Source organism: Pedobacter sp. AC212, assembly GCF_979258625.1.
This window is the reverse complement of the sequence record NZ_OZ409870.1, coordinates 155,169-167,214: the sequence shown is the minus strand read 5'-3', so window position 1 is coordinate 167,214 and position 12,046 is coordinate 155,169. Positions and strand designations below refer to the sequence as shown.

The window sequence follows — 12,046 nt, the reverse complement described above, 5'->3', positions numbered from 1 at the left end:
ATTTTGCATCGATATTTCTTATAGGCACATCAACAAAGGTGATTTTCAATGGCTTTTATAAAACCATACCTTCACTACATGATTAAAGGACTATTTGAAACGCATATTTATGTAGAAAATTTAGAAAGATCTATCGATTTCTATAGTAATGTTTTAGGACTCACTCAATGCCATTACGAGGCGGAGCGCAAAATTGCTTTTTTCTGGGTAGGTAAACCGAATGAAGCGATGTTGGGCATTTGGGAAAAACCAAAAGAAGAAATTGATATCCGTCATTTTGCATTCACATGTGATGTTGAAGATGTATTGGAAAAATCAGTAGATTTTTTAAAAACGAGAGGATTGCAGCCCTACAATTTCCTTAAGTCTAGTGATAGCCAACCCATGGTTTTTGCATGGATGCCCGCTATCGCGGTTTATTTTAACGATCCTGATGGCCATGCTTTGGAATTTATTGCGATTTTGGAAGGAGATGCTAAACCGGAATTAGGGGTGATTTCTTATCCGGAATGGTTGAACGCTCGATAAGCTGTTGGCGCTTGCTTTTATAACATTAATAGTTGGAACAGCGTAGCGATTTAAACCCGATGGCAACGGCAGCTCCGAATTTTTATGAGGACTATAGTGTACAGCGGGACCGGAGCAAACCTAAGTGCTACTTCAATTTGCTTTTCTGATTAAAGATGAGATAATTACAACATTATCATAGGATTAAATAGTGGCTCTTATAGTAGAATTCCCATTTTTAAACACTATCTTTGCGCCAAATTTATAGGCGCATTTTATGCAAAAGATTAGAAATATAGCTATTATAGCACACGTTGACCACGGTAAAACCACTTTGGTTGATAAAATTTTACACTCTTGTTCTGTTTTTCGTGATAACGAACAAAAGGGAGAATTGATATTAGATAACAACGATTTAGAGCGTGAACGTGGGATCACTATCGTATCTAAAAACGTATCAGTACAATATAAAGATGTAAAAATCAACATTATCGATACACCTGGTCACGCGGATTTCGGCGGTGAGGTAGAGCGTGTATTAAAAATGGCTGATGGTGTACTTTTACTTTGCGACGCTTTTGAAGGTGCAATGCCTCAAACACGTTTCGTAACGCAAAAAGCTTTGGCATTGGGTTTAAAACCAATTGTGGTGGTAAACAAAGTGGATAAAGAAAATTGTCGCCCTGAAGAGGTTTATGAGCAAATTTTCGAATTGTTCTTTAACCTTGAGGCAACTGAAGATCAATTGGATTTCCCGGTAATTTATGGTTCATCTAAACAAGGATGGATGAGTACTGACTGGCAAAAACCAACTACAGATATTTTCGCATTGTTAGATGCTGTTGTGGCGAACATTCCACCTGCACCAATTAACGATGGAACTTTACAAATGCAAATTACTTCGTTAGATTATTCATCTTTCGTAGGTCGTATTGCAATCGGTCGTGTTCACCGTGGTACGATTAAAGAAAACCAACCGGTTACTTTAATTAAACGTGATGGCAAAATTGTTAAAACAAGAGTTAAAGAACTTTATACTTTCGAAGGTTTAGGAAAAATCCGTACTCAAGAAGTTAGTTCTGGTGATATTTGTGCAGTTGTAGGTATTGATGGTTTTGATATTGGTGATACAATCGCTGATTTCGAAGCGCCAGAGCAATTACCAGTAATCAGCATTGATGAGCCAACAATGAACATGTTGTTCACCATCAATAACTCTCCTTTCTTCGGTAAAGAAGGTAAATTGGTTACTTCTCAACGTATCAAAGATCGTTTGATGAAGGAAATGGAGAAAAACCTGGCATTAAAAGTTGTTGAAACTGAAGGTGCTGATTCATGGTTGGTTTATGGCCGTGGTATTCTTCACTTATCTGTATTAATCGAAACGATGCGTCGTGAAGGTTATGAGTTACAGGTTGGTCAGCCACAGGTTATTGTTAAAGAAATTGATGGTAAAAAACATGAGCCGGTTGAGACTTTAATTGTTGATGTTCCGGGTGATGTTGCTGGTAAAGTAATTGAATTGGTAACTCAGCGTAAAGGTGAGTTGTTAATTATGGAGCCAAAAGGCGATTTACAACACTTAGAATTCGAAATTCCTTCTCGTGGTATTATCGGTTTACGTAATAACGTATTAACAGCTACTGCTGGTGAAGCGATTATGGCACACCGTTTCAAAGCTTACGAGCCTTGGAAAGGTGCAATTCCAGGTCGTTTAAATGGTGTATTGATTTCTATGGATAAAGGTACAACTACTGCTTATTCTATTGATAAATTACAGGATAGAGGTCGTTTCTTTGTAGATCCAGGAACTGATATTTACGAAGGACAGATTTTGGGTGAGCACATCCGCGATAACGATTTAGTAATCAACATTGTTAAAGGAAAAGCGTTAACCAACATGCGTGCTTCTGGTACAGATGATAATGCTCGTATTGCACCTGCGATTAAATTCTCTTTAGAAGAATCTATGGAGTATATCCAGGCTGATGAGTATATCGAAGTTACGCCACAAAGCATGCGTTTACGTAAAATCCTCTTAACAGAGCAACAACGTAAAAACAACGGTAGATAGTTCGCTAAAACCATTATAAATTTAAAGCCTCGATGTCAATCGGGGCTTTTTTGGTATTGATGGGTTTTAACCATATAAGGAATGTAAGAACAATTAATAAACAGTGCGCAGTCAGTTTTTCCTTTCCCTCTCCTCAACGAGATGAATGGCTACCATTTTGCCAAAGCACAATCTTAGACAGGGTGAGGTATTTTAGGTTTAAGAAAACCTAAGCTCGTGCCATAAAATTTCTGCCCGCCAATCCTCAAAAGTCAATCGCTCGATTGATTTTCTGTCATCCAATTTTCAAACAACCTCACGGAATAAAAAACTAACATTTCCATGGCAGATGGGTTTAACTGTCCTTTTAATTTTGCTGGCATTACCAAACTAATCAATCCCATTTATGATTAATAAGAGCCTATCCTTTCTGGGGATATTTTTATTAAACGCACTTTCTCTTTTACCACTATTTCTACTTTATAGATTAGCTGATGCTTTTTATTTATTGATTTTCTACGTTGTTAAATATCGTAGAAAAGTGGTGAGGGAGAATTTATACAATGCTTTTCCAGATAAAAGCGCATTGGAACTTAGAGCCATAGAAAAAGAATATTACAAGTTTTTATCCTCGCTGTTTATCGAGATTATCAAAATGAAAAGCATCTCGAAAAAGGAGCTTAGTAAACGTGTAAAATTTAAAAATGCCGATTTAGTTGAAGCTTACCTTCAGAATAATGAAAGCGTACTTTTTTGCTCGTCGCACTATGGTAATTACGAATGGGTGTGTATGGCAATTGGTTTAAATTTTTCGGGGCAACACTATCCCATTTATAAGCCTCTAAGCAGTGAAAGTTTCGATCATTGGTTTTTAGCCATGCGGAGTAAATTTGGCAATAACATGGTTGCCATGCGTCAAACTTTGAGGGCCATTCAGGCTAGTAAAAATTCAGCCAGTATGTTCACTTTCGGAAGTGATCAAGCGCCATCAAAAGACGAATCTATTTATTGGACCAACTTTTTACATCAGGAAACTTCTGTTCAGTTGGGCATAGAAAAGATTGCTAAAAAAACAAATAGACCAGTGTTTTATTTAAAAATCAACTATTTGAAAAGAGGCTACTATGAAGTGGATTGTGTTCCAATCTGCTTACATCCCAATCAAACTCAAGAATTTGAAATCACAGAAATGCATACTCGTTTCCTGGAAGAAATGATTGAGGAAAAGCCGGCTTATTGGTTGTGGAGCCATCGCAGATGGAAATATAAACCACAGCCTAAACCAATTAGTTTATTAGAGAATGAGGGAGGCATTTCTGCTAGTTTGGCTTAAGTTTTTGATAAGAATGGCAAACACATAAATCTTTTTGAGTTTTTATCGTGTTTTCAGTTTTTGAATTAATTAATCTGATATGATTAAAAAGGGGATTTCCCATTTGGGGATATTTTTTTTAGGCGTATTATCTTTACTGCCATTACCCATCTTGTATGCATTAGCTGATATGAGCTATGTACTCATTTACCGAGTTTTCGGTTACCGTAAAAAAGTAGTTAGAACTAACTTAACCCATGCCCTTCCAAATAAAACTTTAAGCGAAATTCAGCATATTGAGAAACGTTTTTTCAAATACCTGTCTACACTTATTTTCGAAATTGTTAAGATGGCCAGTATTTCGAAAAAGGAGATCGAAAAACGATTTGTTTTCAGGAATAAAGAAATCATACAGGCCTATCTCGATCGGGGCCAAAGTATTCTGGTATGTTCAGCACATTATGGTAATTGGGAGTGGGGCACTTTGGGAATAGGCTTAAATTTCAATGCAGATCATCATCCTATTTACAAGCCTTTAAGTAATAAAACTTTCGATAAATGGTTTAAGAAAGTGCGTAGCCGATTTGGAAATAGGTTAGTGCCAATGCGCCAAACCATGCGGGCGCTTGCAGCCAGCAAAGGTGCCGCCAGTATCTTTAGTTTTGGAAACGACCAAGCGCCATCAAAAGATGAATCGCATTATTGGACAAGCTTTTTGCACCAGCAAGCCTCTATTCAGCTTGGCATCGAAAAAATTGCTAGGAAAACCAATCAACCCATTTTTTATTTCAAGGTTAAGGTTTTAAAACGGGGATATTATGAGGTGGATTGTGTACCGCTTTGTCTAAATCCTGCAGAAACTGAGGAATTCGAAATTACAGAATTACATACTCGTTTTTTGGAAGAAATTATCATGGAGGAGCCTGCTTATTGGCTATGGAGTCACCGCCGGTGGAAATATAAACCAAAAGAGAAAGCGGCGAGTTTTTCGTACAAAGAAGTTCAGCAACAATCATAATCTTTTATATTTGTCGCTGGAATCTATATTGATGAAAATCTTCAAAAAGGCATTATTTTACTTCTTCCTTGTCGTACTTCTCATTTTCGCAGGTCTATTTATCTGGCATCCGTATTTGATGCGGGTTTTATGGTATCGTACGCCTGATGCCAATACTTATAAGGCTTTTCCACAAGAAATTGTACATAAAAGCGATTCTGTGTTTCGTTTCTTTTCTGCCTCGAAAATGAGAAATGATCTTGATACTTTGAAAGTTCGGGATGGCAATAAACAGTTTGTTTCTTTTCCTGATTATTTCCAAAAGGGGAAATTAAAAGCCTTTATCGTCATTCGGAATGATAGCATTCTCTATCAGAAATATGCTGCGGGTTATAGCGACAGCACTTTAACTTCTATATTTTCTGGCGCTAAAAGTATGGTTTCTGTTTTGCTTGGTGTGGCTTTGGCCAATGGCGATATCAAAAGTTTAAACGATAAGGTTACCGATTATCTTCCGGAATTGAAATCCAATCAGGCATTTGATCATATCACCATTAAAAATCTGCTGGATATGAAATCGGAATTGGAGTTTCGGGATGCATTTGGTGGGGTTCTGCAAGCATTTTTTTCTGATGAAGCCAAATATTATTACACCCATGATATGAAAGCTGAACTGATGAAAGTGAAGCTGGTAAATAAACCTGGTACGGTTTGGAAATACAAAAGTATTGACCCGATATTATTGGGCTGGGTTTTAGAAAGGGCCACGGGTAAATCTGTGGCTCAATTTTTTGAAGAAAATATCTGGCGAAAAATAGGAGCTGAATACAATGCCTCTTTCGGATTAGACCACATTAAGGGTTTAGCCAACACTGCAAGCAGATTTCAGGTTACCGCTATCGATTTAGCTAAAATTGGTCGACTATATCTCAATGACGGAAAGTATAATAATCGTCAAGTCATTCCAGAAGAATGGGTAAAAAAATCTATTAATATAGGCGCTGAGCAACCGGCATCGGCAAAAGGCTGGCAAAAATCTGCTCATCATTATTTGTGGTGGGTTCCGCAAACGGGCGAAAATGGAGATTATGCTGCTGAAGGGATGTTGGGGCAGCGACTTTATATCGATCCTAAAACGAATACCATTATTGTTCAGTTTGCTGCGGGTGGTGCTGGCGATTATCCATATCGGAAAATAAGCAGGTATTTGGTGGGAATGCCTTTTAGTTATCCTTAAAAATTATTTAGCCGCAAAGGGTGCAAAATTTTTCGCAAAGAAACAAGGTTTGGATTTAACATTCATTCTATTAATATTGCAATGCTTTAGCAATTGTACTACCAAGCTAATATCTTTAGCTCGCAGTTAAGAACCCCAAAACATTTTACTATTTTTTGCATTACGATCCCCAGTCAAGCTGAGGATGACGACCGTTCATGTTAACGGGCCATATAATCAGAAATTGGGAAATTTGTTAATCAAGCTTGATTATAAGCTTTACTTTCTCTGCGCTTGCTTTAAATTCTTTGCGTTTAATTTTAAAATCCTACATTGCTTTTCAATGGAAAATGACGACGTAAAAATCCTGAAAAAGAAACCAATTTTTCCGGTTACACAATCATTGCAAAAGTACCTTCGTACTTATCAGCGTGAAGCTAGATTGCCTATCGGTTATAACGATTTGATGCAGTTTAATGAGGCATTTCCATTGATGGATAAATTTGGGAAAGATTCCCTTTGGGAGGGACCAATTTATGCACAAGATCTAATCGAAACCTTGCATAACGGTTTAAAAGAAATATATGCCAACCTCAAAGCTTCTGGAAATCTTCGCATCGTTGAACATAAATACATTGATAAGATTGAGTACTGTACTTTCGGCAACACACATCCTTTCCGGATCAGAATCGTTAATCGCTTAAATGATGTTTACGATTATTTTTACATTAAAAAAGCCGATGCCTCGCGAATTTATGGTCTTGAAATGGAGGAAATTCTTTCTCCAAACCAAGTGAATTATTTAGTTGATGGCGATACTTTGGTAGAAGAACACATTGCAGGCATTCCAGGTGATGTTTTTACCAAAGGACAATTGTATACTCCAGAATTCAATCCGACGCGAATTGCAAAAGAATTCGTCAAATTTAATGAGCGTTGTTTAATTATGCTGTTGGGCGATATGCGGGCGTATAATTTTGTAGTTCAAATTACACCCGACTTTGATGATATTCAATTTCGCATTCGGGCAATCGACTTTGATCAGCAATTTTACGAAGGAAATTTGAAAGTTTACCTGCCTCAGTTTTTTAAGGAAAATTTGCCCTATGTTAAAATGAGTATGGAGCAGCTGACCGAAAAAACCGTACTTCAATATCAGCAGGAAGAACGTTCTTCTATTGTACACCGTGTACGCAGTGAGCGCCATCGCTTGACTGATCTGCGTGATGTTTCGAACAAGGAAGAGTTAACTACGCCAGAAAATATCGCCATTTTGAAACAAAGCATGAGCGAATATTTTAAGGACACGAACTATTTAAGGTGCAAAAACATGACGGATATTATTGAATTGAATATCAAAAATATCATCCGCCAGGTTAAGTTATAAATAAAAACGGTTGACAAATTGCCAACCGTTTTTTGAGTGAATCTAGAAAGAGCGTCGAAAACATTTAGGCGTGCTGTCCTTCATGTACGCCTTCGGCAAATTCCTCTACAACTTTATCGTTAAATGCTGGCAAATCTTTTGGAGTTCGGCTGGTTACCAAGCCCTGGTCAACCACCACTTCTTCGTCGCTCCAAATTGCTCCAGCGTTTATTAAATCCTGCGAAATATTTTTAACTGATGTTAATTTTCTGCCTTCCACAACATTAGCATTAATTAATGTTTGCGGACCGTGGCAAATGGCTGCAACAGGTTTTCCAGCTGCAAAAAATGATTTCACGAAGGCAATTGCATCTTCATTTACACGCAATTCATCTGGATTGATTACACCACCTGGTAAAAGCAGGCCATTGTAATCATCAGCATTCGCTTCCGAGATGGTTTTATCTACGTCAACTTCTATCGACCAGTGATCCTGATCCCATGCTTTAATTTTTCCACTTTTAGAGGAGATGATGTGAACGGTTGCCCCCTCTTCTTTTAACCTTTTTACTGGTTCGGTTAATTCAACTTCTTCAAATCCGCTTTCTGAAAGTACAGCTATTGTGCGGTTACTTAATTGTCCCATAATCTTTCTGTTTTTAATAGGTGATGTATTAAATACAGCTTTATAGGAATTTTTGTTTTTTTAAATTTATGATTAAGTCTTAATTTCTAAGGTTGTTGCTGTATCCAGACCGTGATAGAAAAATACTTCATATATAACTCTGCTAACAATTGTTTTTATAAAAATCGAATCTCTAAATTGTACAGAAGGATATTTGTACCGAAGGTATTTCTTAGATTTGTTTTTCCTGAATCCAATCTGCTTTAAATTGATTACTTCTGATTTATCTATGCTAAGATAATCACGAAGCTTTGAAAATGGGGTTAATTTTATCCTCAAATAACTATCTTTAATGGAGAAATCCAAATAGAGATTTGCTGATTTTTTTAAGTGGAAAGTGAAACCTTTGATCCGTTTTTCAAGCAGGTCAAAAATGACATCGTCAAATTCTTGTGCATCATTAAAATATTCAGGTTTTTGTTTATTTAAATTGTCGAGCTTTTTATCAATTTGTGCAAGCATAAATATCCTATACTCATTAGATCCACTTAGATCGGCTTGTGTTGAGAAGAATTCAATTTGACGACTTAGGCTCTTCTTTTCATCCGCCAGCGGGTCTATTAATAATTTTAGTAATCTTATTTGATTTTCGATTTTAAAAAGAGCGTTAGAATGTAACCCAGCAGACTTATAATCATAATCTATAAGATCTTCCTTAATTAATGAGTCTAGTAGTGCTTTTTCCTCGTCATAATAGGTGAGTAGCTCTTTAAGTTCTTCATTCATATGCTAATCATTCGTTCTTCTATGCTTAACAAAATAAAAAGCCAGATTACCTGCAATAACCAAGTGATTAAAAATATTCGGAATCAAACCATAATATTTAGTAAAGATATTAAACCGCTCTTTCAAGCTTTCGCGGTGTTTCTTCTTACTCATTCCTCCAACCAAATATTTGGCAACATAGCGATGTACATTTACAATGCTTGAAGCTTTTTTGGCAGCCTTAATAATCCAATCGATATCTGAACTGTATTTGTAAGTTAAATCATATGGGGCTATAATATTCCGGCGAATATAAATAGCCTGATGGCTAATGTTCATTCCATATTTAAAGCTCGTCCAATCAAATTTTTCCGGCGCCTCATGTCTTCTTCGCCCCAGGCTTTCCCAATTATCATTGTACATTTCCGTTTCGCCATAATAAATATCAGCACCAGGGGCCGAAGCAAAAACATCCTCTACAGTTTGTTCATCATATATTTCATCGCCCGAATTCATAAACAAAACATAATCGCCGGTAGCCAAAGCCAGGCCTTTATTCATCGCATCATAAATCCCTTTGTCAGGTTCTGAAACGATTTTGGAAATATTGCTTTTGTATTTTTCAATAATTGCTAATGTGCCGTCTGTAGATTTACCATCGATAATAATGTATTCTATTTGTGTATAGGTTTGATTGATCACAGAGTTGATTGTTCGCTCAATATCCCGAACATTATTGTATACGATGGTGATGACAGTTAGTTTTGGCATTGTTAGTCCATTAATTTTTTAAGGGTTTCAACATCTGGCAAAACGCCTTTATATGCTGCCGGCAAAACATGACTGGTTTTATAAGTAGAAACACCCATTGCCTTACTAAAATCTCTAAAAGAAAACTCTACGATCTTATTTTTCTTTTCTTTACAGAGAATAATTCCAATTGATGGTTGTTCGTGAGGTTGCTTTACATATTCATCTAAAGCTGATAAATAAAAATTCATTTTGCCCATATATTCAGGCTTAAATTTGCCGGTTTTCAGCTCAAAAACCACCAAACATTGTAAACGCCGATTAAAAAATAGAAGGTCTAAAAAGTATTCCTCATCTTCTACAATTAATCGATATTGATTGCCAATAAAAGCAAAATCTGATCCCAATGACATTAAGAATTTCTTGATATTTTGAACGATTTCACTTTCTAAAACCCGTTCATCTTTCTCATCGCTATCTTCGATATTAATGAAATCTAATAGATACTCATCTTTAAATGATTGCAGTGCTTTTTGCCTAGCTTCATCATTTGTAATTGTTTTGGAAAAATTATTGGGTAAGCTGCCAGTTTTTTGAAAAGTTTGATTTTTTAAATGGTTTTTCAGAGTGCTTAGACTCCAAAATTCTGTAGCAGTTTTTTGAATATAAAAGATTCTTTCTTCTAACGATTTTGTACTTTGTAATAGCTCAACGTGATGTGTGAAACTTACATTTGAAAAACTATTTTCTAATTTGGCCGTCAGTGACGGACTAATAAATGTAATCTCTTGTAAATCAATGGTTTTTAATTTGGCCGTCACTGACGGACTAATTAATAAATGTTCTTGCCACGACTCAAAAAAGAGTCTCATCCGTTTCATATTGGTTGCCGAAAATCCTCTTAAACCTGGTAGCTCAAGTTGTAAATCGGCTGATAGATTTTCGATAACTTTTGCACCCCATTTTTCCTCTTCAATTTTTTGGGAAATGAATTTACCTACTGCAAAATAAAGGGATAAAAGTTCTTTATTAACAAGAGCGGCTGCCCTGTAACGGCTCTGCAGAATTGCCGATTTTAAGGCCTTAATATTATCAAGATGGCTTTTAGCGAGTTCCATATTATTTCGGCTGTAAATTGATCAGGGTTTCATACAAGTGAATGTGTTCAGCTGCAATTACCTCTTCAGAGAAATCGGATAATATGCTTAACCTTGCAGCCTTTTGTATCTCTTCTTTATTTGGGCGATGATACAACCACTCGATCCCATTGGCTAAATCTTCCGCATTTTCATATTCGGCCAGGTAACCGTTTTGCATGTGCTTTACCATATCTGGGATGCCGCCTGTAGTAAAAGCGATTACTGGCGTGGCGCAAGCCAAACTTTCCATCACCGTATTAGGTAAATTATCTTCCAAAGATGGCGTGATAAAGGCATCAGCGGCTGAATAACATTTGGCCAAATGATCATCTTTATTAATGGTGCCAAGGAAAGTCGTTTTGAAGGGGAACTCAGGCATTTCTGCGTTCTCTTTGTTTCCAAAAATAACCAGTTCGATGTTTGATTTTTGAATGCCTGTGCGCCGGGATAAAATTTCGAGCGCCTCGATTAAATAAGGCGTTCCTTTATGTTTGTCGTTTTTTGAGGGCATAAAACCACTCATTAATACAAATTTATCAGGGTTAATTTTTAATATTTTTTTTGCCTCCGATTTCACATAGGGCTTGAACACGTTCGTTTCGATGGTGTTCGGTATCACCGAAGTTTTCCGGGTACCCAACAAGCTGCTAAACTTTACAGATTTTGCCATCCAATTGCTGGGCGCTACAATATGGAAGTTTAATTCGCCATAAGCTTTTTGTTTGCGCAACCAGGTTTTATGAGAGATATCATTATCGCCACTTATTTTCAAGATAGGGCAGTTTCCGCATTGATGATGAAAATTTTCACAGCCATACCTTACATGGCAACCGCCTGTAAAAGCATTGCTGTCGTGAAAAGTCCAAACGATTGGTTTTTCCAATTCATCAAGCTCTGCTAAAAACTTAGGCGTAAGAAAACCGTGGTTTATCCAATGCAAATGAATAATATCTGCATTTTTAACCTCGGGGTGGTTTTTAATAGATTTACCAAACCACTGCAAACTAAACGGCGTTTTAACCGATTTGCTTAACCATTTTGCATAATATCTTTCTGATAAGATGTTATAAACGGCCATCGCATTCTGAATCGGTGTTTTGCTGAAAGTATCAATTTTTGGATTTTGCCCAAATTTATAGTAAACCAAAACCTTTGAATCAATTCCGCTGGCTTTTAGTGCATCGCTTAAGCGTAAACAGGCTCTGCCAGCTCCGCCATTTCCATCATAAGTATTTAGGTGTACAACTTTCAAATCAATCAAAAATACATTTTATTGTTTACGAATATAAAATCTGTTGTGTAATTTCATCCTACCA

At 36.7% G+C, this 12,046-nt stretch carries 11 protein-coding genes; 6 read left to right on the top strand and 5 right to left on the bottom strand.

All coding sequences use genetic code 11. The features are described from left to right. Positions 1–78 precede the first annotated feature (78 nt). The 6 genes from ACZZZC_RS00685 (at position 79) to ACZZZC_RS00660 (ending at position 7,472) form a co-directional block, all read left to right on the top strand. Positions 79–528 carry a VOC family protein gene (locus ACZZZC_RS00685; protein WP_463486376.1) on the top strand — a complete coding sequence of 150 codons (450 nt, stop codon included), beginning with the start codon at positions 79–81 and terminating at the stop codon, positions 526–528. Positions 529–784: 256 nt separating this feature from the next. Next, a complete protein-coding gene (gene typA / locus ACZZZC_RS00680) occupies positions 785–2,581 on the top strand; it encodes a translational GTPase TypA (protein ID WP_056850801.1) in 1,797 nt (598 codons plus the stop codon). A 385-nt stretch (positions 2,582–2,966) separates the two neighbouring features. Continuing rightward, the gene (locus ACZZZC_RS00675) at positions 2,967–3,893 is read left to right on the top strand and encodes a lysophospholipid acyltransferase family protein (RefSeq protein WP_463486375.1); all 927 of its coding nucleotides are present in this window, start codon (positions 2,967–2,969) and stop codon (positions 3,891–3,893) included. A gap of 79 nt (positions 3,894–3,972) precedes the next feature. Then, positions 3,973–4,890, top strand: a complete 918-nt coding sequence (locus ACZZZC_RS00670; protein ID WP_463486374.1) for a lysophospholipid acyltransferase family protein — start codon at positions 3,973–3,975, stop codon at positions 4,888–4,890. A gap of 31 nt (positions 4,891–4,921) precedes the next feature. Next, complete coding sequence (locus tag ACZZZC_RS00665; protein ID WP_463486373.1) at positions 4,922–6,106, top strand: serine hydrolase domain-containing protein; 1,185 nt, start codon at positions 4,922–4,924, stop codon at positions 6,104–6,106. Positions 6,107–6,428: 322 nt separating this feature from the next. Next, positions 6,429–7,472 carry a hypothetical protein gene (locus ACZZZC_RS00660; RefSeq protein ID WP_463486372.1) on the top strand — a complete coding sequence of 348 codons (1,044 nt, stop codon included), beginning with the start codon at positions 6,429–6,431 and terminating at the stop codon, positions 7,470–7,472. A gap of 64 nt (positions 7,473–7,536) precedes the next feature. On the opposite strand, the gene ACZZZC_RS00655 is transcribed toward ACZZZC_RS00660, so the two are convergent. The 5 genes from ACZZZC_RS00655 to ACZZZC_RS00635 form a co-directional block, all read right to left on the bottom strand. Beyond that, positions 7,537–8,097: a type 1 glutamine amidotransferase domain-containing protein gene (locus ACZZZC_RS00655; RefSeq protein WP_463486371.1), complete on the bottom strand. Its 561-nt coding sequence runs from the start codon at positions 8,095–8,097 to the stop codon at positions 7,537–7,539. 72 nt (positions 8,098–8,169) lie between these two features. Further along, the gene (locus ACZZZC_RS00650; RefSeq protein ID WP_463486370.1) at positions 8,170–8,862 is read right to left on the bottom strand and encodes a hypothetical protein; all 693 of its coding nucleotides are present in this window, start codon (positions 8,860–8,862) and stop codon (positions 8,170–8,172) included. Positions 8,863–8,865: 3 nt separating this feature from the next. Continuing rightward, positions 8,866–9,612, bottom strand: a complete 747-nt coding sequence (locus tag ACZZZC_RS00645) for a glycosyltransferase family 2 protein (RefSeq protein WP_463486369.1) — start codon at positions 9,610–9,612, stop codon at positions 8,866–8,868. A gap of 2 nt (positions 9,613–9,614) precedes the next feature. Further along, a complete protein-coding gene (locus ACZZZC_RS00640; RefSeq protein ID WP_463486368.1) occupies positions 9,615–10,709 on the bottom strand; it encodes a PDDEXK nuclease domain-containing protein in 1,095 nt (364 codons plus the stop codon). Between the two features lies 1 nt (position 10,710). After that, complete coding sequence (locus ACZZZC_RS00635; protein ID WP_463486367.1) at positions 10,711–11,991, bottom strand: glycosyltransferase family 4 protein; 1,281 nt, start codon at positions 11,989–11,991, stop codon at positions 10,711–10,713. Positions 11,992–12,046: the final 55 nt, after the last annotated feature.